Here is a 24,402-nt window from a genome sequence, read left to right as displayed (position 1 = left end):
GAAGGAATAGCGTGGCTTCCGGATCCGATCGCAACCCGATCATCATTGGCGGCCTTCCCAGCCAGGTCCCGGACTTCGATCCAGAAGAGACCAAGGAATGGCTGGACTCTCTCGACGCCGCAATCGACGAGCGGGGCCGGGAGCGCGCCCGCTACCTCATGCTCCGCCTGATCGAGCGAGCCCGCGAGCGGCGCGTGGCCGTTCCCGAGATGCGCAGCACGGACTACGTCAACACCATCGCCACCAAGGACGAGCCCTTCTTCCCCGGCAACGAGGAGATCGAGCGCAAGATCCTCAACGCGACCCGGTGGAACGCCGCGGTGATGGTCTCCCGCGCGCAGCGCCCGGGCATCGGGGTCGGCGGCCACATCGCCACCTTCGCGTCCTCCGCGTCCCTGTACGACGTGGGCTTCAACCACTTCTTCCGCGGTAAGGACGGGGGCGACGGCGGCGACCAGATCTTCTTCCAGGGCCACGCCTCGCCCGGCATCTACGCCCGCGCCTTCCTGCTCGACCGGCTCAGCGAGGCCCAGCTCGACGCCTTCCGCCAGGAGAAGTCGAAGGCGCCGAACGGGCTGTCGTCGTACCCGCACCCGCGGCTGATGCCCGACTTCTGGGAGTTCCCGACCGTCTCCATGGGCCTCGGCCCCCTCGGCGCGATCTTCCAGGCGCGGATGAACCGCTATATGGAGGCGCGCGGCATCGCCGACACCTCCAAGTCCCATGTGTGGGCCTACCTCGGCGACGGCGAGATGGACGAGCCCGAGTCGCTCGGCCAGCTCTCCATCGCCGCCCGCGAGGGCCTGGACAACCTGACCTTCGTCGTCAACTGCAACCTCCAGCGCCTCGACGGCCCGGTGCGCGGCAACGGCAAGATCATCCAGGAGCTGGAGTCGCAGTTCCGCGGGGCCGGCTGGAACGTCATCAAGCTCATCTGGGACCGCTCCTGGGACCCGCTGCTGGCGCAGGACCGCGACGGCATCCTGGTCAACAGGCTGAACACCACCCCGGACGGCCAGTTCCAGACGTACGCGACGGAGACCGGCGCGTACATCCGCCAGCACTTCTTCGGCGACGACCAGCGGCTGCGCTCCATGGTCGAGAACATGACCGACGAGCAGATCCTGCACCTGGGCCGCGGCGGCCACGACCACCGCAAGGTCTTCGCGGCCTACACGGCGGCCAAGGCGCACAAGGGCCAGCCGACGGTGATCCTCGCGCAGACCATCAAGGGCTGGACGCTGGGGCCGAACTTCGAGGGCCGCAACGCCACGCACCAGATGAAGAAGCTGACGGTCGACGACCTGAAGCGCTTCCGGGACCGGCTGCACCTGCCGATCACGGACAAGCAGCTCGAGGACGGCGCGCCGCCGTACTACCACCCGGGCCGGGACTCCGAAGAGATCCAGTACATGCACGACCACCGCAAGGCCTGCGGCGGCTATGTGCCGACCCGTATTGTGCGGGCGAAGCCGCTGGAGCTGCCGGACGACAAGACGTACGCGGCCGTCAGGAAGGGCTCCGGCCAGCAGTCGATCGCCACGACGATGGCGTTCGTGCGGCTGCTGAAGGACCTGATGCGGGACAAGGAGATCGGCAAGCGCTTCGTGCTGATCGCGCCCGACGAGTACCGCACCTTCGGCATGGACTCGTTCTTCCCGAGCGCCAAGATCTACAACCCGCTGGGCCAGCAGTACGAAGCGGTGGACCGCGAGCTGCTCCTCGCGTACAAGGAGTCGCCGACCGGCCAGATGCTGCACGACGGCATCTCCGAGGCGGGCTGCACGGCCTCGCTGATCGCGGCGGGCTCGGCGTACGCCACGCACGGCGAGCCGCTGATCCCGGTCTACGTCTTCTATTCGATGTTCGGATTCCAGCGGACCGGCGACCAGTTCTGGCAGATGGCCGACCAGCTGGCGCGCGGATTCGTCCTCGGCGCGACCGCCGGACGCACGACTCTGACCGGCGAGGGTCTTCAGCACGCGGACGGCCACTCGCAGCTGCTCGCCTCGACGAACCCGGGCTGCGTCGCGTACGACCCGGCGTTCGGCTTCGAGATCGCGCATATCGTCAAGGACGGTCTGCGCCGCATGTACGGCCCCGAGGCCGAGGACGTCTTCTACTACCTCACGGTCTACAACGAGCCGATCCAGCACCCGGCGGAGCCCGACGACGCCGACGTCGAGGGCATCCTCAAGGGCGTCTACCGCTACAAGGCGGGCGAGGCCGGGGCGATCCCCGCGCAGATCCTGGCGTCGGGCGTCGCCGTGCCGTGGGCGGTCGAGGCGCAGCGGATGCTCGCCGAGGAGTGGAACGTCAAGGCCGACGTGTGGTCGGCGACCTCCTGGAACGAGCTGCGGCGGGAGGCCGTCGCGGTCGAGCAGCACAATCTGCTGCACCCCGAGGAGGAGCAGCGCGTCCCGTATGTGACGCAGCGGCTCTCCGGCGCCGAGGGGCCGTTCGTGGCCGTCTCCGACTGGATGCGCGCGGTTCCCGACCAGATCTCGCGCTGGGTGCCGGGCCGGTACAGCTCGCTGGGCGCGGACGGCTTCGGCTTCGCGGACACGCGGGGCGCGGCCCGTCGCTACTTCCACATCGACGCGCAGTCGATCGTGCTGGCGGTGCTCACCGAGCTGGCGGCGGAGGGCAGGGTCGACCGCTCCGTGCTGAAGCAGGCCGTGGACCGCTACCAGCTGCTGGACGTGGCCGCGGCGGACCCGGGCGCCGCGGGCGGCGACGCGTAGCGACTGAGGCTGAGCAGGGCGAAGGGCGGCGGAACCGCGGGGTTCCGCCGCCCTTCGCCGTGTTCTCCTTCTTCGCGGTCTTCGCGTTCTTCGCGCCTTCCTTACGATGCAGGGCATGAAACAGCGAACGGCGCAGGTCCAGTGGGAACAGCGCATGCAGAATCCGCTGCTGGCACTCGCCCTCGTGTTCGCCGTCGCGTACGCGACGCCGATCGTCGTGCCCGACGCGGACCCGTCGGTGCACAGGCTGTGCATGGTCGCCGAGTGGGTCGTCTGGGCGGCCTTCGCGGTCGACTACCTGATACGGCTGGGTCTGGCGCCCGGCAAGTGGCTGTTCGTCCGCAGCCATCCGCTGGACCTGGTGGCGGTGGTGCTGCCGCTGATCCAGCCGCTGCGGCTGCTGCGGGTCGTCGCCACGCTGCTGCTGGTGGGTCGGCGGGCCGGGATGGCGCCGCAGATCACCCTGACGACGCACGTCGGCGGCGCGGTCGTGGGGCTGATGATGTTCGGCTCGCTGGCCGTGCTCCATGTGGAGCGGGACGCGCCCGACGGGAACATCAAGACGCTGGGTGACGCGGTGTGGTGGTCGTTCACGACGATGACCACGGTGGGGTACGGCGACCATGCTCCGACGACCGGTCTGGGCCGGGTGCTCGCGGTCGGGCTGATGCTCTCGGGGATCGCGCTGCTCGGTGTGGTCACCGCCAACATCGCCGCCTGGTTCATCTCCCGCTTCGAACGGGACGACGCTCAGGAGCGCCGGCAGACGGCGCTGCTGGAGGCGCTGACCGTGGAGGTCAAGGAGCTGCGGGCGGAGGTGGCGCGCCTGTCGGGCGGCGCGGCGGAGGAGCCGGGGACGGCCACGGTCCCCGCGGCGGCGGCCCCGTCCGCCGCCGGGCCTGCCGTCACGGCCCCGGCGGCGCAGGGGGACGTCCCATAGCACTGCGCCGCGCGAGGGTCCGTCGTGGGCCGGGGGCTAGTTCTCCCACACCTTGAACGCCCTGATCCTGTACGGGGACCGGGGCGCCCAGGTCCCGCTGCCCGGGTAGGTCTCGAACTCGCCCGTCTCGTCGCACTCCTCGGACTGGTACGTCGTGACGGGCCGCCCGGTGCGGTTGGCGAGCGCCTCGGCGGAGGCGCCCGCCGGCAGCGGCACGCACGAGTCGACGTCGAGGCGGGCGAGCTCGTACGTGCTGCGGGCGCCCTTGAAGTCGCTCTTCGCCCAGAGGCAGAGCTCGCCGGGCCCGCACGGCCCGAGGCGCGGTCCGGACGCGGCAGCCGGAGCTGTGGCGGGCGCGGCGGCTCCCGCGTCCGCCATGGCCGGCGTCAGGACGGCGGTCAGGGCCAGGGCGGCGGCCGCGAGGACAGTCGTACGCATATGGATCAACCCCCGTGTCGTAACTGATCGTTCGTCCTCACCCTGACCGCGCGCCGGGCCGCCGGGGAAGACCCGTAGGGCCAGTCCACCCTGATAGGCGACAGCCCCGCCGGAACCGTCCGGCGGGGCTGTCGTACGTCGCGAGGTTGACGTCTGGGCGCGGCGGCCTCAGATGTGCGCGCCGCCCGCGCCCGCCTCGGCGTTCGCGCCGCGCTTGGTGAAGAAGGCGACCACGGCGGCGACGACCGCGACCACGCCGGCGACGGTGAAGGCGGAGCCCATGCCCGACATGAACGTGTCGTGTATAACCCCGCCGATCTTGTCGAAGACGTCCGGCGTGACGCCCGGCGCTTTGGCCAGCTCCTCCGGCACGGCCCCCAGCTTGGCGGCCTCCTCGAGCCTCGGGTCGGGCGGCGTGGGAATGCCGGCGTCGGCCCAGTTGCCGGCGAAGTCGGAGTTGACCCGGGAGGCCATGACCGCGCCGAGCACGGCCGTGCCCAGGGCGCCGCCGACCTGCATGGCGGCCTGCTGGAGACCGCCGGCGACGCCGGAGAGCTCCAGCGGGGCGTTGCCGACGATGACCTCGGTCGCGCCGACCATGACGGGCGCGAGGCCGAGCCCGAGCAGGGCGAACCAGACGGACATCGGCAGCGTGCCGGTCTCCGTCGAAAGAGTGGTCATGCCGAACATGGCGACCGCCGTGAAGACCATGCCGCCGACCAGCGGGATGCGCGGGCCGACCTTGGTGATCAGCGCGCCCGCGATGGGCGAGGAGACGATCATCATGGCCGTCAGCGGCAGCAGGTGCAGTCCGCTGTCGACCGGGCTCATGCCGTGGACGCCCTGAAGGTAGAACGTCACGAAGAACAGACCGCCCATGAAGGCGAAGGCCATCAGGACCATGAGGATCGTGCCGGCGGAGAGCGGCACGGAGCGGAACATGCCCAGCGGGATGAGCGGTTCCCTGACCTTGGTCTCCCAGAAGGCGAAGACCGCGAAGAGAAGCACGGAGCCGCCGAGCCAGGCCCAGGTGTTCCCGCTGCCCCAGCCCCAGGACTCGCCGGCCTTGATGATGGCCCAGATGAGGGCGAACATCGCGCCGGACAGCAGCAGGATGCCGGGGACGTCGAAGGACTTCGGCGCGTTCTCGGCGCGGAAGTCCTTGAGGACCAGCAGGCCGAAGACGAGGGCGAGGACGCCGACCGGGACGTTGACGAAGAACACCGACTGCCAGCTGACGTGTTCGACCAGCAGACCGCCGACGATCGGGCCGCCCGCGGTGGAGGCGCCGATGACCATGCCCCAGATGCCGATGGCCATGTTCAGCTTCTCGGCGGGGAAGGCGGCGCGCAGCAGACCGAGCGCGGCGGGCATCAGCAGTGCGCCGAACAGGCCCTGGAGGGCGCGGAAGGCGATCACGAGGCCGATGCTGTCGGACAGGCCGATCGCGCCGGAGGCGGCGGCGAAGCCCGCGATCCCTATCAGGAAGGTCTGGCGGTGTCCGAAGCGGTCGCCGAGCTTGCCCGCGGTGATGAGCGCGACGGCGAGGGCGAGGAGATAGCTGTTGGTGATCCACTGGACCTCGGAGGACGACGCCTGGAGATCCTTCGCGATGGCGGGGTTGGCGATCGCGACGATCGTGCCGTCCAGCGCGACCATCATCACGCCGACGGCCACGGACAGGAGCGTCAGCCAGGGGTGGCCGCGCAGCCCCTTGGCCGGGGCGGTCGCGGAGTCCTGCGGACCCTGCGGATCCCGCGGCGCTTTTTCGACGGTGGTCTGACTAGTCATGCGTTCGAGGCTAGTGTCAGCGACTGACAGTTGACAAACCAATTCGTTAGTCGGTCGCTGTCACCTAGCTCACAGGTAGGCTGAGCTGGTCAAAGTGGCGAGAAGAGGTCCATGAAGTGACGGCGAGGTCCATGAAGTGACGGCCGAGTCGCCGACCGAGGCGCCCGGACTGCGCGCACGCAAGAAGCAGCGCACCCGTGACGCCCTGCTGCGCGTCGCGCTCGAACTCTTCACCACCAAGGGGTACGAGCAGACGACCGTGGACGAGATCGCCGCGGCGGTCGAGGTCTCCCAGCGCACCTTCTTCCGGTACTTCGCCAGCAAGGAGGAGGCGGCCTTCGCCGTCCAGGAGCTGGTGGAGACGCACTTCATCGCGGCTCTGCGCGAACGGCCGGCGGCGGAGGGGCCGTTCGAGGCGATGCGCAACGCGGTGCTCAACGCGTGGGACACGATCGGCGAGGCGATCGAGGAGATCGTGCCCGTCGACCTCCATATGCGCAGCTACCAGATGATCGAGTCGACGCCGGTGCTGCTGGCGGTCCATCTGCGCCGCTCCACCGAGCTGGAGGAGACGATCGCAAAGCTGATCGCCGCGCGCGAGGGCCTGGACATGGACACGGACCCCCGCCCCCGGATCGCGGTGGCGGCGTTCAGCGGCGTGATGAGGCTCACAGGCCGGCTGTGGGGTCAGGGCGAGGACGCGAGCATGGAGGCGATCCGGAGCCTGACGGAGTCGTACCTGGATCACATCGGCCCGGCGCTCGCGGCGAACTGGCGCGATGCCCCCTGACACCCCTGAGCGCAGCGCCCCCGAGCACGACGCCGCCGAGCACACCGCCCCCTGACGCGACGCCGCAAGCCCCCTGACGCGACCGACGCGACGCCGCCGGGCACACCGCCCCGACTCGACTGGCGCGACGCGCCCGAGCACGACGCGCCCGGACACGGCACACCCGGAGCAGGACGCGCGCGGGCCCGGCCAGAAACGCGCGTAAGCCCCGCGTAAGGTCCGGGCGCGAGCGGCGAACGGGCGGGGCGCGAGAGGCGGTTGGATCATCGCCGCCGACGACGGACGATCGGCCCGAGCGCGGCGGAGCGTACTACCGATGCGTACGCAATGTGACGTCCTTCCCCTCAGTCCCCCTCAGAACACGTGATCTGGCTCACGGTGTTCGCGACGTCCCTCTCAAGTCTCCTAGGGTGTCCCGCAGTGACTTCCTTCGACTCCTCCCCCAACCTCCCCGCTTGGCGTGCGCTGCTCGCCCTCGCGGTCGTGTTCGTGATGCTGGCGACGACCGGCTGGACCGCCGTACGGCATCAGGGCGGTCCCCGCAGCCCTCTCGAAGCCGAGCTCGCCAGCTGGGGGAAGGCGCACGTCGGCGCGCAGGCGCTGCCCGACCCCGAGTCGCCGCCCCCCGCGATGGCCGGATTCTTCGCCTCGCTCACCGGCCTCCAGCGGTCCCGTCTCGCCGACCGGTACCCCCTCATCGTCGGCAATCTCAACGGCGCTCCGGTCACGCTCCGCTACCGCGCCAACCGCGCATCGCTCGCGAAGTCGCTGCGTGTCGAGCGCAAGCGCGTCGACAGCGCGGAGCTCAGCCCCGACGGGCGGAACCAAGCGGTGCGCCGGATGCACCGCTTCGAGGCGCTGATGAGCCCCGAGCGCAAGATCCTCGCCTTCGACCCGTCCGGCTCCGGCAAGGTCGCCGAAGTCTTCGGCGACCTCGACAGCGCCGAGCGCGTCTCCGTCGTCGTCCCCGGCGTGGACACCAATCTGCTGACCTTCCAGCGGACCAGCCGCAAGTACAGCGCGCCCGTCGGCATGGCGCAGTCGCTGTACGCAGCCCAGCGCGACGCCGCCCCCGACACCCGTACCGCTGTCATCGCGTGGGCGGACTACACCGCGCCCGTCGGCGTCGGCATGGACTCCGCGATCGGCCGGCTGGCCGAGAACGGCGCCGTGCGGCTGACCGCGCTGGCCGGCGCGCTGCCCGGCGACTCGCGTGTGACGCTCATCTGCCACAGCTACGGCTCCGTGGTGTGCGGCGTCGCCGCTCGCCGGCTGCCGGACCGGGTGGGCGACATAGCGGTGGCCGGCAGCCCCGGGATGCGCGCCGAGAACGTGGCCGATCTGCGTTCCCACGCCCGTGTGTGGGCGATGCGGGACGCCGACGACTGGATCCAGAACGTGCCGCACCTCGCGGTGGGCGAACTCGGCCACGGCGAGGACCCGGTGACGCCGGAGTTCGGCGCGCGCGTGCTCTCCGCGGCCGGAGCGGTCGGCCACACCGGCTATTTCGAGCCGGGAACCGAGAGCATCAGCAACTTTGCGGCCATAGGCGTCGGTTCGTACGGGAGCGTGAGCTGTGCAAGCGCCGACGACACCTGCCGCAGCGGTATTTACCGCGACGAAGCGGCCTGACGCGCGTAGAGCGTTGCGCGTCGGGGTGAGCGCCGAGGGGCGACGCGCGGGCGCACGCCGCATACGATGAGGCACATGGGTGATGTGCTGGCGGGAATTCAAGCCACCTGGGAGTTCGAGACCGACTCCGTGCTCATCCGCTTCGAACGGGGGATCCGCACGCCGAAGCTCTTTCAGGCGCTCCGCGAACGCCGCATCCCTCACGAAGCGTTGGCCGCGGTGACGCTCACTCCGGGCAAGCGGGGGACGGTGGTGCTGCACGCTGTGCCCAGGCCCGGCGCCGATCCGCTGATGGACGCGGCGGCGGGGCAGTTGAAGGAAGGCTGCGATCCATATCGGCTGGTGCTGCCCGCGGAGCGCGAGACGCTCGCCGAGTACTACGGGGACGAACTGCGGGCGCTGCTGCCCAAGGACGCCGACCAGCCGGCAGAACGGTACTGCGTCGCCGCGCCCGAGGCCCCGCTCAACTTCAAGGCGTACGACGGCAAGGCCTCCTTCGACGGCTCGCACGTCTCCTTCCGCTGGTTCTGGACGGGCGCGTCGTCGGCCAAGTGGAAGGCGGGCGACCAGAGTTTCCCGGTGTCGGAGCTGAGCGGTGTGGAGTGGCGCTCGCCGGAGGTCTTCGACGGGTACCTGCGGCTGCTGCGACGCGGCAGCGGATCCGGCGCGGAGTCCGGCGGCGGGGAGGGCGCAGTACAGCCGGCGCAGGCGGACCAGGACCCGGCGGCGGTGGTCTTCGGGCTGGGGTACGGGCCGGTGCACGAGTCGCTGCCGTTCGCGGCGGCGGTGCTGGAGGCGGTGCGCACGGCGGACACGGCGCTGCCCGCCCCGGCCGCCCTGCCGAGAAGCGGCCCGGCCCGCCGGGACCCGGCGGACATCGCGGAGCGCATCCGGCACCTGGGCGAGCTGCACCAGGCGGGCCTGGTGACGGACGAGGAGTTCAGCTCGAAGAAGGCGGAGCTGCTCGCGGAGCTCTAGACGGCGCGGGGCTCTGGACCTCGCTGAGGTCTGGAGCTCGGAGCTCTCGACCTGCACGGAACTCTGGACCTCGCGGAACTCTGGACCTCGGCACTCCAGACCGCCCCGCGCCGCCGCCCCCGGGCGGGAGCGACGGCGCACGGGCTTGCCGCAAGCTGCGGGGCCGCTCGCGGGCGGGCTCGGGCCCGGGGCCGCAGCCGCCGCCCCGCAGGACCCGCCCGCTACTCGCGGGCGGCCGACGTGGAGGACATGTCCGGGTAGCGGTCGCCCGCCACCTGCGCGGCGATGGGCTCCAGCACGGCCAGCTCCTCCGCGCTGAGCGTCAGCCGGGTCGCGGCGACGTTCTCGAGGAGGCGGCCGCGCTTGCGGGTGCCGGGGATCGGGACGACGGCGAGGCCGTGCGCCTCGGCCCGCTGCTGCACCCAGGCGAGCGCCGTCTGCGCGGCCGTCGCGCCGTGCGCCGCCGCGATCTTGTGCACGGGCTCCAGCAGGGCGGCGTTGGCGACCGCGTTCTCCCCGGTGAAGCGGGGCTGGTACTGGCGGAAGTCGTCCTGGGACAGCTCCTTGCCCGCGTCCGCGAACGCCCCGGTCAAAAAGCCCCGGCCGAGCGGCGAGTACGGCACGAAGGCCACCCCGAGCTCCGCCGCCGCACCCACCGCGCTGCGCTCCACGTCCCGGCTGAACAGGGACCACTCCGACTGGAGGGCGGCGATCGGGTGCACGGCGTGCGCCTCGCGCAGCTCCGCGCCGGTGACCTCGCTCAGCCCGAGGTGCTTGACCTTCCCCTCCTCGACGAGCTCCGCCATGGCGCCGACGGACTCGGCGAACGGCACGAGGGGGTCGCGGCGGTGCATGTAGTAGAGGTCGATGACGTCGGTGCCGAGCCTGCGCAGGCTGGCCTCGACGGCCTGGCGGATGTACGCGCGGTCGTTGCGTATGCCCCGGTAGTGCGGGTCGTCCGTGCGCTCTATGGCGAACTTCGTCGCCAGGGTGATCTCGTCGCGGTGCGCGGCGACGAACGGCGCGAGGAACTCCTCGTTGGCCCCGCGGCCGTATACGTCCGCCGTGTCGAACAGCGTGACGCCCGCCTCCAGCGCCGCGTCCAGGGTGTCCCGGGCGGCGGCCAGGTCGGTCTCTCCGTAGAACTCGCTCATGCCCATGCAGCCCAGGCCCTGCACGCCGACCAGCGGCCCGCCGGCGCCCAGCCGCACTTGTTCGATCTTGGTGTTGCTCATCGGGGTTCAGACCCTCTCCGACGCCCGTCGGGCGTCCGATTCCGGCGCCCTTCGGGCGTCCGCGTAAAAGCCGATCTTGTGGTCCAGCACGGCGAGCGTGTCCTGGAGCTCCGCGATGCGTGATCGCACATCGCGCCGCGTCTGCTCCAGCAGCTCCTGCCGTGCCTCGAAGGTGTGCTCGCCCTCCCGCACCAGCTCCGCGTAGCTGACCATGTCGGCGACGGGCATCCCGGTCAGCCGCAGCTTGCCGACGAAGGAGAGCCAGTCCAGGTCGCGGTTGCTGAAGCGCCGCTGTCCCGTGTGCGACCGGTCGACGTGCGGCATCAGTCCGATCCTCTCGTACCAGCGCAGGGTGTGCGCGGTGAGTCCGGTGAGGGCGGAGACCTCGCTGATCGTGTAGCGGTCCTGCCCCTCGGGTCGGGGGTGCGGCCGGCGCGGCGGCTCGCAGATGTCCGACAGGGCGGGCTTGCTCTCGATCAGCGTCATGGCCTCAACGCTAGAACGTTGGAGTGCACTCCAAGCAAGCAGAAACGGATGGCAGTCTCCATACGTCGCCGCATAGCCTCCACGGCATGACCGACGCACGACGCGCCACCGCCGAGGACGCCGAGGAACTGGTACGCCTGCGGCAGGTGATGCTGGACTCGCACCTCGGGCCGAATCCGGACGTGGGCTGGCAGCGGGAGGCGGTGGCCGTCCTGCGCGCGCGGCTCGCGGACCCGGCCGGGGATCTGACGGCGTTCGTGGTGGACCGGCCCGGCGGCCTGGCGGCCTGCGCGGTCGGCACGATCGAGTACCGGCTGGGCAGCCCCGGCAATCCGAACGGCACGACCGGCTATGTCTTCAGCGTCGCCACCGACCCCGATATGCGCAGGCGCGGTCTGTCGCGGGCGTGCATGGAGGCGGTGCTGGAGTGGTTCCATGAGCGCGGCGTCCGCAGGATCGACCTTCGGGCGTCGGCCGAGGGCGAGCCGCTGTACGCGTCGCTGGGCTTCGTCCTCACGCCCGACCCCGCGATGCGGCTGGTTCTGTAGAACCGGCCGGTTCTGCCTGGCCGCCCGCGGGACTGCTCGGGGTACGGCTCGCGGGACTGCTCAGGGGACGGCTCGGAGGACGGCTCGGGGGACGGTCTACGCTCGTACGCATGTTGCAGAGCCTCGCGATGATCGAGAACTGGCCGGTGACGACCGCCGCGGCCGCCGTCGTCCGAGCGGACGGCACGCTGGCCGGTTCGCACGGCCCGACCTCGCACCGCTTCCCGCTGGCCTCCGTCACCAAGCCGCTCACCGCGTACGCGGTGCTGGTGGCGTACGAGGAGGGGGCCGTCGAGCTCGACGAGCCGGCCGGGCCCGAGGGGTCGACGGTCCGTCATCTGCTCGCGCACACCTCGGGCCTCGCCTTCGACGAGCACCGGGTCATGTCCCAGCCCGGGACGCGGCGGCTGTACTCCAACGCGGGCTTCGAGGTGCTCGGCGACCACATCTCCAAGGCGACGGACATCCCGTTCGCGGAGTATCTGCGGCAGGCGGTGCTGGAGCCGCTGGGGATGACGGCGACGACGCTGGAGGGCTCCCCGGCCAAGGACGGCGTCTCGACGGTCGACGACCTCGCGCGCTTCGCGGCCGAGGTGCAGGCGCCGCGGCTGCTGGACGCCCGTACGGTCCTGGAGGCCATGTCGGTCGTGCAGGGCGGACTGTCGGGGATCCTGCCGGGCTACGGCCACCAGAACCCGAACGACTGGGGCCTGGGCTTCGAGATCCGGGACGGCAAGTCCCCGCACTGGACCGGGAGCTCGTCATCGCCGCGGACGTTCGGGCACTTCGGGCAGTCGGGCACGTTCCTGTGGATCGACCCGGCCGCGGGCGCGGCGTGCGTGGCGCTCGCGGACCGGGCCTTCGGACCGTGGGCGATCGAGGCATGGCCGCCCTTCACGGACGCGATCCTGGCGGAGCTGCGCTGAGCGGCTTCAGGGCCGGGCTACGGGGCTGATCCGCCCGGCGGAGCCACGGCCCCTACGGAGAGGCGGCTCCCGTGCCGCGGCGGCACGCGGTATCGCTCCCCGGCACGGCGGCGGCCGTCACCTTCCCGCGATGGACCTCTCCCCCACCGGCCGCCGCTGCGGGCCCGGCACGTCGACGATGTTGGAGCGCGGCCCGTTCTTGAGCGAGCTGTTCATCCCCCAGAAGTTCCGCCTGTCGTCGTTCATATAGGTCTTCACCTCGTAGACGGCCACGCCCTGCGCGTCCGGCTCCACGATCTGGAACGCGAGGCCGGACCACGCCGCATGGTGCACCATGCACACGTACTTGGTGCCGCTGCCCGGCGCGACGGTGACCGTCACCCGCCACAGGGCGTACTTGTCGTTCTGCGAGATCCGGGTGGCCGACGCCGTGGGCGCCGCCGGTCCCTCCGGGCTGGTGCGTTTGCCGCATTCGCCGCCGTAGGGAAGCTCCCCCGTCGCGGCGGCGGACGTGCCGCCCATGCCCGCGGTCAGCAGCGCGGCGGAGAGTAGGGCGACAGCGGTGTGGCGTAAGCGTCTCATCGGTTCTCCTGATTCCTCGTCGGAAGCGGCCACGATCCACGAGGCCGCTGGAGATCGACTGGAACAAGAGTTCACAACGCGGGCTCACAACAGGGGTTCACATCTCCCAGAGGAGCACTTCGGCGGGGGCGTCGGCCGCGGCGAGCTCCAGGCCCTCGGCGTCGGCGAGCCGGGCCGCGTCGCCGGGGCCCAACTCGTCGGCGCCGAGCCGCACTCGACCGCGTACGACATGGACGTAGACGGCGGCGGCGTCGGGAACGGCGGTGCGCTCGCCCGGGGTGAGCCTGCGCACGTGCAGCATCGCCCCTGCCTGCGGGAGGGCGTACGGCGTGGAGTCCGCGATGCCGCGCACCACCTCGTAGGAGGGGTCGCCGCCGGGCGTCTGGGGCGCGAGCCACATCTGCACGAAGACCAGCGGGACGTCCCCGTCGTTGCGCTCGACGTGCCGCACGCCGTCGGCGGCGCTGAGCCGCTGGACGTCTCCGGGGCGTACGACGGTGGAGTGCCCGGCCGAGTCGCGGTGGGTGAGCTCGCCCTCGACGACCCAGGTGACGATCTCGGTGTGGCTGTGCGGATGCTCGTCGAAGCCGGCGCCGGGCTCGAGGCGCTCCTCGTTGCAGGCGAGGACCGCGCCGAAGCGGAGGTTGTCGGGGTCGTAGTGCCGCCCGAAGGAGAAGGCGTGCAGAGACTGAACGCCGGAGGCGGGATCGCCGCCGCGGTAGCGGTCGGCGGAACGCCATACAGATTTCACGGGCTCCACGGTAGCTCCGCGGGAACGGGCGGGAGCATTTCCCCACGCATCCGGAGGGGACGGACTCCATCCGGTATGGCGGGACGGACTCATCCGGTCGGCCGGGGACCGACTCCGCGTCGGAAGGGCACGGACTCCCCGTCGGCCGGGGACCGACTCCCGGCCGGAAGGGCACCGACTCCCCGGCGACCGGGGACCGACTCCCGGCCGGAAGGGCACCGACTCCCCGGCGACCGGGGACCGACTCCCCGACGGAAGGGCACCGACTCCCCGGCGACCGGGGACCGACTCCCGGCCGTAAGGGCACCGACTCCCCGACGGATGGGCACGGACTCCCCTCCCTCGCCGCACCTCCCCGGCCCGGCCGCCCGCGCCGCGGTGGCGCCGGGACGCGCCGTCGTCGTCGAGCACGGCGCCAGCCTCGGCATCGCGCACGACGGCGACGCGGACCGCCGCCTGGCCGTGGACGCGTCCGGCGCGGAGATCGACGGCGACCAGATCCTCGCCGTGCCGTGCTCGCGCTCGCCGTGCGCGAGGCCGGGACGCCGCGCGGCGACACGGTCGTAGCCACCGTGACGCCCCCACCGCGCACCCGCCCCCTTCCCTCGCCGGGGACGCGCACCGCGCCCGCCTCCCCTCCCCGACGCCCCCGGGCTCCGTTCGTGCGTCCTGATAAGGCACTCTTGTCCCCGTGCCCGAACCTGCAGCGAACGCCTCACACCCGCATTCCGCGACTCTGCGCCGGCTGGAGCAGTCCTCCGGCCGGCTCGCCGCGAACGCCATCGCGCGCATGGACGAGACGCTGCCCTGGTACCGGGCCATGCCACCGGAGAACCGGTCGTGGATCGGCCTGGTCGCCCAGGCCGGCATCGCCGCGTTCACCGAGTGGTTCCGGCATCCCGAGACGCCCCAGGCCATCTCCACCGACGTCTTCGGCACCGCGCCCCGCGAGCTGACCCGCGCCATCACCCTGCGGCAGACCGTCGAGATGGTGCGGACCACCATCGAGGTCATGGAGACCGCGATCGAGGAGGTCGCCGCCCCCGGCGACGAGTCCGTGCTCCGCGAGGCGCTCCTCGTCTACGCCCGCGAGATCGCCTTCGCCACCGCCCAGGTCTACGCCCAGGCCGCCGAGGCCCGCGGCGCCTGGGACGCCCGCCTGGAGTCGCTCGTCGTCAACGCGGTGCTGTCCGGCGAGGCCGACGAGGGCGCCGTCTCCCGCGCCGCCGCCCTCGGCTGGAACTCCCCCGAGCATGTGTGCGTCATCCTCGGCACCGCCCCCGACGGCGACAGCGAGCTCACCGTCGAGGCCATCCGCCGCGCCGCCCGGCACGCCAAGCTCCAAGTCCTCACCGGCGTCCTCGGCGACCGGCTCGTCGTGATCGCCGGGGGCAGCGACAACCCGCTGAACGTCGCCAAGTCCTTGATCGGCCCGTACGCCGCGGGACCCGTGGTCGCCGGCCCGATCGTCCCCGACCTGCTCGCCGCCACCCGGTCCGCGCAGGCCGCCGCCGCCGGGCTCAAGGCGTGCACCGCCTGGCAGGACGCGCCGCGCCCGGTGCTCGCCGACGACCTGCTCCCGGAGCGCGCCATCGCCGCGGACCCCGCCGCGCGCGAGCAGTTGGTGGAGGAGATCTACAGACCGCTGGAGGAGGCGGGGTCGGCTCTGCTGGAGACGCTGAGCGTCTACCTGGAGCAGGCGAGCAGCCTCGAGGGGGCGGCCCGGATGCTCTTCGTCCACCCCAACACCGTGCGCTACCGGCTGCGACGTGTGACCGACGTCACCGGCTGGTCACCCTCTGATGTCCGCTCCGCGTTCACTCTGCGAATCGCGCTGATCCTGGGGCGTCTGGCCGACGGGGATACCCAGTCCTAGACTTTTGTCGAACACCGACAATTCCCCTGACGGTTCTTCGTCCCTGTCCCCACGGGCGGGTTGAGCCGTCCACAAGAGAGAGTGTGAGGGTGCTCGTACTCGTCGCTCCCGGCCAAGGCGCTCAGACGCCCGGCTTCCTGACTCCCTGGCTCGACCTCCCCGGCGCCGCCGACCGCATCGCGGCCTGGTCCGACGCCATCGGGCTCGACCTTGCCCACTACGGCACGAAGGCCGACGCGGACGAGATCCGCGACACGGCCGTGGCCCAGCCGCTGCTCGTCGCCGCCGGTCTGCTCGCCGCGGCCGCGCTCGGCGATGCGCGGCCCTCCGCCGTCGCCGGCCACAGCGTCGGCGAGATCACCGCGGCCGTGTTCGCGGGCGTTCTCGACGAGAGCGCAGCCCTCGGGTTCGTACGCACCCGCGGCCTGGCCATGGCCGAGGCCGCAGCCGTCACCGAGACCGGCATGGCGGCCGTCCTCGGCGGCGACCCGGAGCAGGTCGTGGCCCACCTCGAGAAGCTCGGCCTGACCCCGGCGAACGTCAACGGCGCCGGCCAGATCGTCGCCGCGGGCACCGCCGAGCAGCTCGCCGCGCTGGCCGATGACAAGCCGGAGAAGGCGCGCGTCATCGCCCTGAAGGTGGCGGGCGCGTTCCACACGCACCACATGGCTCCCGCGGTCGCGACCCTGCAGCAGGCCGCCGACGGCCTCGCGGTCGCCGACCCGACCGTGCCGTACGTCTCGAACAAGGACGGGCAGACCGTCGGCACCGGCGCCGAGGTCGTCTCGCGTCTGGTCGGCCAGGTCGCCAACCCGGTCCGCTGGGACCTGTGCATGGAGACGTTCAAGGCGCAGGGCGTCACCGCCCTCATCGAGGTCTGTCCCGGGGGTACGCTCACCGGTCTCGCCAAGCGCGCCCTGCCGGGTGTGCAGACGCTCGCGCTGAAGACCCCCGACGATCTCGACGCGGCCCGCACGCTCGTCGCCGAGCACGCCGCCCAGGCCTGACAAGGAGCCGTTGCGTATGTCGAAGATCAAGCCCAGCCAGGGCGCCCCGTTCGCGCGCATCATGGGCGTGGGCGGCTACCGCCCGACCCGGGTCGTGCCCAACGAGGTGATCCTCGAGACGATCGACTCGTCCGACGAGTGGATCCGCTCGCGCTCCGGCATCGCCACCCGCCACTGGGCCTCCCCCGAGGAGACCGTGACCGCGATGTCGGTCGAGGCGGCCGGCAAGGCGATCGCCGACGCCGGGCTGACTCCGCAGCAGATCAGCGGCGTGATCGTCTCCACGGTCTCGCACTTCAAGCAGACTCCGGCCGTGGCCACCGAGATCGCGGACAAGATCGGCGCCAACAAGCCGGCCGCGTTCGACATCTCCGCCGGCTGCGCGGGCTTCGGCTACGGGCTGACCCTCGCCAAGGGCATGGTCGTCGAGGGCTCGGCGGAGTACGTGCTCGTCATCGGCGTCGAGCGGCTGAGCGACCTGACCGACCTGGAGGACCGCGCGACGGCCTTCCTGTTCGGCGACGGCGCCGGCGCGGTCGTCGTCGGCCCCTCGAAAGAGCCCGCGATCGGACCCACGGTCTGGGGCTCCGAGGGCGACAAGTCCGACACGATCAAGCAGACCGTCCCGTGGACGGACTACCGTGACGGTGAGGTCGCGAAGTTCCCCGCCATCACGCAGGAGGGCCAGGCGGTGTTCCGCTGGGCCGTCTTCGAGATGGCGAAGATCGCCCAGCAGGCGCTCGACGCGGCCGGGATCACCGCGGACGACCTGGACGTCTTCATCCCGCACCAGGCGAACATGCGCATCATCGACTCGATGGTGAAGACTCTGAAACTGCCGGAGCACGTCACGGTCGCCCGTGACGTGGAGACCACCGGCAACACCTCGGCCGCCTCGATTCCGCTCGCTATGGAGCGGCTTCTGGCGACCGGACAGGCCAAGAGCGGCGACACCGCGCTGGTCATCGGCTTCGGGGCGGGTCTCGTCTACGCCGCGTCGGTCGTTACCCTCCCCTAGGCAGACCGGATATTCCGGCTTGCACACCCTCTGAGACACACACCGAAGGAGCGCCACATGGCCGCCACTCAGGAAGAGATCGTCGAAGGTCTCGCGGAGATCGTGAACGAGATCGCCGGCATCCCGGTCGAGGACGTCCAGATTGACAAGTCCTTCACCGACGACCTGGACGTCGACTCGCTGTCCATGGTCGAGGTCGTCGTCGCCGCCGAAGAGCGCTTCGACGTCAAGATCCCGGACGAGGACGTCAAGAACCTCAAGACGGTCGGCGACGCCGCCGACTACATCCTCAAGCACCAGGCCTGAGCCTGAACGCGCTTGTCGCCACCTGACGGTGGCGTCGTAAAAGATTCAGCACCCTCTAAACGTGGAGAAAGAATTCCTGTGAGCTCGACCAATCGCACCGTGGTCGTCACCGGTATCGGCGCAACCACACCGTTGGGTGGCGACAGCGCATCGACCTGGGAGGGCCTGCTCGCCGGGCGCTCCGGGGTCAAGGCCCTCGAGGGCGAACGTTTCGCCGACCTTCCGGTCCGGATCGCCGCGCCCGCCGCGGTCGACCCGGGCGACGTCCTGCCGCGCCCGCTGGCCCGCAAGCTGGACCGCTCGGCGCAGTTCGCGCTGATCGCGGCGCGCGAGGCCTGGGCGGACGCGGGCTACACGGCCCCCGCCGGCGAGGACGACAAGATCACCCCCGAGCGTCTGGGCACGGTCATCGCGTCCGGCATCGGCGGTGTGACGACTCTGCTCGACCAGTACGACGTACTGAAGGAGAAGGGCGTACGGCGTGTGTCGCCGCACACCGTGCCCATGCTCATGCCCAACGGCCCGTCCGCGAACGTCGGCCTCGAGGTGAACGCCCAGGCGGGCGTGCACACTCCGGTCTCGGCGTGCGCGTCCGGCGCGGAGGCGATCGGCTACGCGGTGGAGATGATCCGCACCGGTCGCGCCGACGTCGTCGTCGCGGGCGGCACGGAGGCGGCGATCCACCCGCTGCCCATCGCCGCGTTCGCCAACATGATGGCGATGTCCAAGAACAACGACGAGCCCGAGAAGGCGTCTCGTCCCTACGACACCGGCCGTGACGGCTTCGTCCTCGGCGAGGGCGCCGGCGTCGTCGTCCTGGAGTCGGCCGAGCACGCCGCCCGGCGCGGCGCGCGGGTCTACTGCGAGGTCCTGGGCCAGGGCCTGTCCGCGGACAGCCACCACATCGCCCAGCCCGAGCCGACCGGCCGGGGCATCGCGACGGCGCTGCAGAACCTGCTGGACTCGACGGACCTGAAGGCCTCGGAGGTCGTGCACCTCAACGCGCACGCGACGTCCACGCCGCAGGGCGACGTCGCGGAGATCAAGGCGCTGCGCAAGGTCCTCGGCGACGACCTCGACCATGTGGCGGTCTCCGGCACGAAGTCGATGACGGGTCACCTGCTGGGCGGCGCGGGCGGCATCGAGACCGTCGCCACGGTCCTGGCCCTGCACCACCGGACGGCCCCGCCGACCATCAACATCGAGGAGCTGGACGAGGCGGTGGACGCGGACGTGGTCCGCGGCGAGCCGCGCCCGCTTCCGCAGGGCACGATCGCCGCGATCAACAACTCGTTCGGCTTCGGCGGCCACAACGTGGTCCTGGCGTTCCGCACGGTCTGAGGCCCCACCGGGCGCCCGGCCGACGCCGGGCGCCGAGGCCGCTGACGACAGACAGCGAGGCCCGCCTCCCCCGACGGGGAGGCGGGCCTTCGTCGTCGCTCGCCGGGCGCCTGCGCGGCTCTCAGACCACCTGGTGGAGCCAGCGGACCGGGGCGCCCTCGCCGGCGTAGCGGAAGGGCTCCAGCTCGTCGTCCCAGGGCTTGCCCAGCAGCTTCGCGATCTCCGCCTCCAGGTCCGTCTCGCCGCGCGTCGACCGCGCCAGCGCCGCCCGCAGCCGGTCCTCGGGGATCAGGATGTCGCCGTGGATGCCGGTCACCGCGTGGAAGATGCCGAGCTCCGGCGTGGCGCTGTAGCGCTCGCCCTCCGCCGTCGCGCAGGGCTCCGCGGTCACCTCGAAGCGCAGCAGCTGCCATCCGCGCAGCGCGGACGCCAGCTTGGAGGCCGTTCCCGCCTCCGCCTGCCAGGAGAACTCCGCTCTCCAGGTGCCGGGCGAGGCCGGCTGCCGGATCCAGTCGAGCTGGACCCGCACGCCTAGCACTGCCGCGACCGCCCATTCGACGTGCGGGCACAGCGCGCGCGGTGCGGAGTGAACGTACAGAACGCCACGTGTCGTCACCGGGACCTCCAGTGTGGGACGAGGATCGCCTTCCCAGCGGCCTCAGTAAACAGCATCGGGAGTCAATCTCCACAAAAGGGACAGCATGTGACGTGATGTAATTTACTGAAGCCGATGGGCACACGCCTCTGGGTCGACGGGGAAAAGCTACCGTGCGGCGATGGCCGAGGGGTGACGTACCGTCGGTCCAGGGGTCCGTACGCACCAAGCTTTCACCCGGCAGGACGGCAGAGACCCCCGAATCGGAGGGGAACAGGGGATGCGGGAGACCGATACGACACGCCGCTCACACCGTGCCACGGCAGCCCTGGCGGCTGCCGTTCTCGTCGCGACCGGCGTGCTGGCGACCGCATGTGACTCCTCGTCGGACTCCCGGGGGAACGGCTCGCCCAGGCCCCGGCCCTCTCCCACCCCCGTGTGGGACCGCAGCCCCGAGTCGGTCGCCGCCGTCGGCGACTCCATCACCCGTGGCTTCGACGCCTGCCTGGTGCTGTCGGACTGCCCCGAGGTGTCCTGGGCCACCGGCACGGACGCCAGGGTGCGCAGCCTCGCGCTGCGTCTGATCGGCGAGTCGGGCCTCACCGAGCGCAGCTGGAACCTCGCCCGCTCCGGCGCGGACGTCAGCGATCTGCCCGAGCAGATGTCCCGCGCCGCTGAGAAGAAGCCCGGCCTGGTCACCGTCATGGTCGGGGCGAACGACGCCTGCGCGGACACGCCGGAACAGATGACTCCGGTCACCGAGTTCCGGGCGTCCTTCAAGGAGTCGATGGGCAAGCTGCGGCGTACGGCCCCCAAGACGCAGGTGTATGTGTCGAGCGTGCCGGACCTCAAGCGGCTGTGGTCGACCGGGCGCGGCGATCCGCTGGGCAAGCAGATCTGGAAGCTGGGGATCTGCGCGTCGATGCTCGGCGACGCGGACGATGTGAGCGTGAAGGCGCAGCAGCGGCGGACGCTCGTGCACGAGCGGGTCATGGCGTACAACGAGGTGCTGAAAGAGGTCTGCGCGAAGGACCTGCGCTGCCGGTACGACGGCGGGGCCGTCTTCGACTACCGCTTCAGCGGGAAGCAGTTGAGCCGCTGGGACTGGTTCCACCCCAGCAGGAACGGCCAGGAGCAGCTCGCGGAGATCGCGTACCGCAATGTGACGGCCTCGGAGCCGCCCCGATGAGCGTCTGACGCTCTGACGCGAAGGGCTGGGTACGGGTTCCGTGGCGCGGGTGTGGCTGAAGTGACGTGCTAGCCACGGCCGTTGGAGGAAGGCGATACTTCCGCCACCCGACCGGAAGGAACCTCGTGTCTCGGATACGCGCCCGCCTGGACGCACTCGGCGTCGCTCTGCTCGCCTCCGCCGCGCTCACCGTGGGGGCGGGCCCGTCGGCCGCGGCCGATCCCGCGGCTCGGGCTCAGCCCCCGGCCCCCGCCCAGGCCTCGGCGCCGCTTCCGCCGACGGTCGAGGAGCAGCGGCTGGGCCGGGCGGCGCCGCAGGAGATCCTGCGGCGCAGCGGATTCGACGCGGTCGCGCCGAGGCTCCAGCGGGAGCTGGGGCGGGCGCGGTCGTACGAGCAGGCCGAGCGGGCGGTCGTACGGCACGGGGCGCGTCTGTGGGAGCAGGCGGTGGACCGGGCGCAGGGCCGGGGGCCGGCCGGAGGCGATCTGAGCCGGGACGACGACCGGCCGCTGTACTGGGCGCGGCTGGCGCTGACCAGCGAGCTTCGGCAGTGGGAGCCGGAGTTCGGGCTCTCGCCGGATCAGCGGGCCCGTCTCCTGGACCGCCTGGAGCGCGGGTCGCGTGGGCAGGACGCGATGGACTTCCCGGCGGGGAAGGGCGTCAAGCGGATCGTGATGACCGGCTTCGACCCGTTCACGCTGGACCGGGACGTGCGGATCAGCAATCCGTCGGGGGCCACCGCGCTCGCGCTGGACGGGACGTGGATCCGCACAGCGGACGGGCAGCGGGCCCGGATCGAGACGGCGGTCTTCCCGGTGCGCTGGCAGGACTTCGCGGACGGCACGGTCGAGCGGACGCTGCGCGGCCGGCTGCCCGAGGCGGACCTGTTCACGACGGTGAGCCAGGGCCGGGTGGGCCGGGTCGACGTCGAGCGCTTCAACGGGGCGTGGCGGGGCGGGTTCGGGGACAACGAGAACGTGTCGCGGACGGGGACGGTGCCGGTGAGCGACCCGGCGTCGCAGCCGCAGTGGACGGCGACGAGCCTGCCGTACCAGGCGATCGTCGCGGCGCAGACGGGCCGCTTCCCGGTGTACGACAACACGTCGGTGACGGAGATCCCGGCGGGCGGGAGCACGCCGGTGGTGCGCCCCGAGGGCCCGACGGCGGGCTCGACGGCGCGCGCGGGAGGCGGCGGCGACTACCTGTCGAACGAGATCGCCTACCGCGCGACGCTGCTGCGGGACCGGCTGGGCCTGAAGATCCCGGGCGGCCATGTGCACACGCCGGTGCTCCAGTTCGGCGCGGGCAACACGACGGAGATCACGGACCCGGACTTCGTCCGCAACCGGCTGGACATCATCGCCCAGGTCCGCGAGATCATCCGGGTCGCGGCGGACAACGCGTAGGACGGGGGGCGGGGGCGCGGGGCGGGGCGCTGGGCGTGTCGCGTCCCCTGCCCGGCGCCCGGGGACGTGGCTCGCGGACTGCGCGCGGACCGCGCCGGGCGGCGAGAAGCGGAGGCGGATGTTCGCGGAGGGACGGGGCATGATGGGGAGCATGATCGTCGCTGCCGCCCAGATCACGCCCATACCCGGAGACGTCGAGAGCAACGTCCACGCCGTGCAGGGGCTCGTCCGCGAGGCAGGCACGCGAGGCGCCCGGCTCGTCGTGTTCGGGGAGCTGGTCCTCACCGGGTACGAGCTGAAGATCATCGCGGCTGATCCGGGGCTGTGGGTCAGCGAGGACGATCCGCGCCTGGAGCCCCTGCGGGAGGCCTGTCGGGCGACCGGCGCCGTCGCCGTCGTCAACTGCGTCGCCCAGGGCGCGCACGGGCGGCCGCAGATCGCCTCCCTCGTCTTCGGGGGCGACGGCCGGCTGCTGGCCCGCTACGACAAACGGCATCTGCACGGAGTCGAGATCGACCTGTTCGAGCCGGGCACGACCGACGGACGGTTCAGCGTCGACGGGGTCTTGTGCGCGCTCGCCGTCTGCTACGACAACCGCTTCCCGGAGCTCGCCGAGCGCGCCCGCGCCGACGGCTGCCGGCTGTACATCGCGAGTTCCGCGCTCGAGATCGGTAACGACTCGTTCGACGTCGTCTATCCCGTCCGGGCCCGGGACAACGGGCTGTACGTCGTCCTCGGCAACCTCGTCGGGCCCAGCGACGCCGGGGAGTGCCGGGGCCACAGCGGCGTCTGGGGGCCGGACGGCGGCCTGATCGCCGACGCGGGCGCGGACGCGCCCGGGTTCGTGCTCGCCGAGCTCGACCTCTCGTCCGGCGCCGGCACCGCCTCCCGCTGAGTCCGTTCGTCCGGCTCCGGCCGAGTCCGTCGGCCCCTCAGGCGGTCAGTTCTTGCCGAAGCTGTACGGCGATCCCGGCGCTCCCGGGGCTCCCTGCGCCCCCGCCGTCGAACCGGCCGCGGCGGCGGACGGCTCGCGGTCCGCGGGCGGGTCCACCAGGTCGCGGACCATCAGCGTCGCTCCCGCCACCGCGCCCGGCATCAGGAACACCGCCACGAACGGGACCACGAAGGCCAGCGCCAGCGGCACGCCGAAGCCCAGCGTCATCATCCGGCGCCCCCGCAGCAGCGCCAGTCGCTCCTTCAGCTCGACGCCGCGTCGCTGAAGGGCCACGGCCGTCAGCTCCTCCGCCAGGAAGAAGCCCGAGACGCAGAAGGCGATCGCCGGGACCACGGTCTGCCCGACGACCGGGATGAAGCCGAGCGCGAAGAGCAGCACGCCGTACAGCACCACGCGTGCCACCACCCGCATTGAGTCGCGGGCCGAGATCCACAGCTCGCGCCAGAGCGGCAGCCCCGACTCGGGGACCTCGCCGCCCTCGCTGCGGTCGACCGCCTCCGAGAGCGACTCGTAGAACGGCTGGCCGACCAGCAGCGTCACCGCGGTGAAGGTGATGACCGCCAGGAACAGCCCGAAGACGAAGAGCAGGGCGGTCAAGAAGCCGCGGAAGGCCCCCTGCCACGGCGAGGACCAGTCGTCGGCGAACGGCGTCGCCCACGCGGTCAGATCGTCCGCTCCATAGGCGAGGCCGAACAGCGCCGCCGCGTACAGCACCAGTGTCACCAGGCCGGGCAGCAGGCCCCAGCCGAGCTGCCGGCCGTGCCCGCCGACCCAGCGCTGGCCCTTCATCAAGTAGCCGAAGCCCACCCCAAGATCACGCATACGCACAGTTTATCGGGGGCGGCCGCTCCGATTATCGGGGGCGGCG

23 protein-coding genes and 1 pseudogene are annotated in these 24,402 nt (G+C 71.7%); 16 read left to right on the top strand and 8 right to left on the bottom strand.

The annotated features are described in order from the left end of the window. Positions 1–11 precede the first annotated feature (11 nt). Together aceE and AB0M39_RS27045 are read left to right on the top strand one after the other, a co-directional pair. A complete protein-coding gene (gene aceE, locus AB0M39_RS27050) occupies positions 12–2,744 on the top strand; it encodes a pyruvate dehydrogenase (acetyl-transferring), homodimeric type (protein WP_365368508.1) in 2,733 nt (910 codons plus the stop codon). Positions 2,745–2,859: 115 nt separating this feature from the next. Further along, positions 2,860–3,684, top strand: a complete 825-nt coding sequence (locus tag AB0M39_RS27045; RefSeq protein WP_365368507.1) for a potassium channel family protein — start codon at positions 2,860–2,862, stop codon at positions 3,682–3,684. A 36-nt stretch (positions 3,685–3,720) separates the two neighbouring features. On the opposite strand, the gene AB0M39_RS27040 is transcribed toward AB0M39_RS27045, so the two are convergent. Both AB0M39_RS27040 and AB0M39_RS27035 read right to left on the bottom strand, forming a co-directional pair. Then, on the bottom strand, positions 3,721–4,122 hold the full coding sequence (locus AB0M39_RS27040; RefSeq protein WP_365368506.1) for a peptidase inhibitor family I36 protein: 402 nt from the start codon (positions 4,120–4,122) through the stop codon (positions 3,721–3,723). A 168-nt stretch (positions 4,123–4,290) separates the two neighbouring features. Further along, a complete protein-coding gene (locus tag AB0M39_RS27035) occupies positions 4,291–5,913 on the bottom strand; it encodes an MFS transporter (protein WP_365368505.1) in 1,623 nt (540 codons plus the stop codon). Between the two features lie 136 nt (positions 5,914–6,049). On the opposite strand from AB0M39_RS27035, the gene AB0M39_RS27030 reads away from it, so the two are divergent. The 3 genes from AB0M39_RS27030 (at position 6,050) to AB0M39_RS27020 (ending at position 9,313) form a co-directional block, all read left to right on the top strand. Then, complete coding sequence (locus AB0M39_RS27030; RefSeq protein ID WP_365368504.1) at positions 6,050–6,703, top strand: TetR family transcriptional regulator; 654 nt, start codon at positions 6,050–6,052, stop codon at positions 6,701–6,703. 420 nt (positions 6,704–7,123) lie between these two features. Further along, positions 7,124–8,335, top strand: a complete 1,212-nt coding sequence (locus AB0M39_RS27025; RefSeq protein ID WP_365368503.1) for an alpha/beta hydrolase — start codon at positions 7,124–7,126, stop codon at positions 8,333–8,335. 75 nt (positions 8,336–8,410) lie between these two features. Next, positions 8,411–9,313: a DUF4429 domain-containing protein gene (locus tag AB0M39_RS27020; protein WP_365368502.1), complete on the top strand. Its 903-nt coding sequence runs from the start codon at positions 8,411–8,413 to the stop codon at positions 9,311–9,313. Positions 9,314–9,534: 221 nt separating this feature from the next. On the opposite strand, the gene AB0M39_RS27015 is transcribed toward AB0M39_RS27020, so the two are convergent. Both AB0M39_RS27015 and AB0M39_RS27010 read right to left on the bottom strand, forming a co-directional pair. Further along, positions 9,535–10,548, bottom strand: a complete 1,014-nt coding sequence (locus AB0M39_RS27015) for an aldo/keto reductase (RefSeq protein ID WP_365368501.1) — start codon at positions 10,546–10,548, stop codon at positions 9,535–9,537. A 6-nt stretch (positions 10,549–10,554) separates the two neighbouring features. Next, entirely contained in the window at positions 10,555–11,034 is a 480-nt protein-coding gene (locus tag AB0M39_RS27010) for a MerR family transcriptional regulator (RefSeq protein WP_365368500.1), read from the bottom strand. Positions 11,035–11,120: 86 nt separating this feature from the next. Between AB0M39_RS27010 and AB0M39_RS27005 the strand changes: the two genes are divergently transcribed. Beyond that, positions 11,121–11,582, top strand: a complete 462-nt coding sequence (locus AB0M39_RS27005; protein ID WP_365368499.1) for a GNAT family N-acetyltransferase — start codon at positions 11,121–11,123, stop codon at positions 11,580–11,582. Between the two features lie 113 nt (positions 11,583–11,695). Then, positions 11,696–12,508 (top strand): serine hydrolase domain-containing protein, encoded by an 813-nt coding sequence (locus AB0M39_RS27000; RefSeq protein ID WP_365368521.1) that lies wholly within the window; start codon positions 11,696–11,698, stop codon positions 12,506–12,508. A gap of 117 nt (positions 12,509–12,625) precedes the next feature. Here the strand turns inward: AB0M39_RS27000 and AB0M39_RS26995 are convergent, their stop codons facing one another. Then, entirely contained in the window at positions 12,626–13,090 is a 465-nt protein-coding gene (locus AB0M39_RS26995; protein WP_365368498.1) for a hypothetical protein, read from the bottom strand. 97 nt (positions 13,091–13,187) lie between these two features. Then, the gene (locus AB0M39_RS26990; RefSeq protein WP_365368497.1) at positions 13,188–13,841 is read right to left on the bottom strand and encodes a pirin family protein; all 654 of its coding nucleotides are present in this window, start codon (positions 13,839–13,841) and stop codon (positions 13,188–13,190) included. Between the two features lie 390 nt (positions 13,842–14,231). Between AB0M39_RS26990 and AB0M39_RS26985 the strand changes: the two are divergent. The 6 genes and pseudogenes from AB0M39_RS26985 to fabF all read left to right on the top strand — a co-directional run. Further along, positions 14,232–14,416, top strand: a pseudogene (locus AB0M39_RS26985) (phosphoglucosamine mutase); the annotation flags it as partial. A gap of 116 nt (positions 14,417–14,532) precedes the next feature. After that, on the top strand, positions 14,533–15,717 hold the full coding sequence (locus AB0M39_RS26980) for a helix-turn-helix domain-containing protein (RefSeq protein WP_365368496.1): 1,185 nt from the start codon (positions 14,533–14,535) through the stop codon (positions 15,715–15,717). A gap of 89 nt (positions 15,718–15,806) precedes the next feature. Beyond that, on the top strand, positions 15,807–16,724 hold the full coding sequence (locus tag AB0M39_RS26975; protein ID WP_365368520.1) for an ACP S-malonyltransferase: 918 nt from the start codon (positions 15,807–15,809) through the stop codon (positions 16,722–16,724). Between the two features lie 16 nt (positions 16,725–16,740). Continuing rightward, the gene (locus AB0M39_RS26970) at positions 16,741–17,742 is read left to right on the top strand and encodes a ketoacyl-ACP synthase III (RefSeq protein WP_365368495.1); all 1,002 of its coding nucleotides are present in this window, start codon (positions 16,741–16,743) and stop codon (positions 17,740–17,742) included. Positions 17,743–17,799: 57 nt separating this feature from the next. Further along, positions 17,800–18,048: an acyl carrier protein gene (locus AB0M39_RS26965; protein ID WP_365368494.1), complete on the top strand. Its 249-nt coding sequence runs from the start codon at positions 17,800–17,802 to the stop codon at positions 18,046–18,048. 78 nt (positions 18,049–18,126) lie between these two features. Then, positions 18,127–19,389 (top strand): beta-ketoacyl-ACP synthase II, encoded by a 1,263-nt coding sequence (fabF, locus tag AB0M39_RS26960; RefSeq protein ID WP_365368493.1) that lies wholly within the window; start codon positions 18,127–18,129, stop codon positions 19,387–19,389. Between the two features lie 121 nt (positions 19,390–19,510). Here the strand turns inward: fabF and AB0M39_RS26955 are convergent, their stop codons facing one another. After that, positions 19,511–20,005 carry a DUF3145 domain-containing protein gene (locus AB0M39_RS26955; RefSeq protein WP_365368492.1) on the bottom strand — a complete coding sequence of 165 codons (495 nt, stop codon included), beginning with the start codon at positions 20,003–20,005 and terminating at the stop codon, positions 19,511–19,513. A gap of 259 nt (positions 20,006–20,264) precedes the next feature. Between AB0M39_RS26955 and AB0M39_RS26950 the strand changes: the two genes are divergently transcribed. The 3 genes from AB0M39_RS26950 (at position 20,265) to AB0M39_RS26940 (ending at position 23,474) form a co-directional block, all read left to right on the top strand. Then, positions 20,265–21,173, top strand: coding sequence for an SGNH/GDSL hydrolase family protein (locus AB0M39_RS26950; protein ID WP_365368491.1), 909 nt, complete (start codon positions 20,265–20,267; stop codon positions 21,171–21,173). 125 nt (positions 21,174–21,298) lie between these two features. Beyond that, a complete protein-coding gene (locus AB0M39_RS26945) occupies positions 21,299–22,579 on the top strand; it encodes a pyroglutamyl peptidase (RefSeq protein ID WP_365368490.1) in 1,281 nt (426 codons plus the stop codon). Between the two features lie 151 nt (positions 22,580–22,730). Then, positions 22,731–23,474 carry a carbon-nitrogen hydrolase family protein gene (locus AB0M39_RS26940; protein ID WP_365368489.1) on the top strand — a complete coding sequence of 248 codons (744 nt, stop codon included), beginning with the start codon at positions 22,731–22,733 and terminating at the stop codon, positions 23,472–23,474. A 45-nt stretch (positions 23,475–23,519) separates the two neighbouring features. On the opposite strand, the gene AB0M39_RS26935 is transcribed toward AB0M39_RS26940, so the two are convergent. After that, positions 23,520–24,356, bottom strand: coding sequence for an EI24 domain-containing protein (locus AB0M39_RS26935; protein WP_365368487.1), 837 nt, complete (start codon positions 24,354–24,356; stop codon positions 23,520–23,522). Positions 24,357–24,402 lie beyond the last annotated feature (46 nt).

Origin of the sequence: Streptomyces sp. NPDC051907 (assembly GCF_040681075.1) — a bacterium.
Taxonomy (GTDB): domain Bacteria; phylum Actinomycetota; class Actinomycetes; order Streptomycetales; family Streptomycetaceae; genus Streptomyces.
This window is presented reverse-complemented; position numbering and strand designations above follow the sequence as displayed.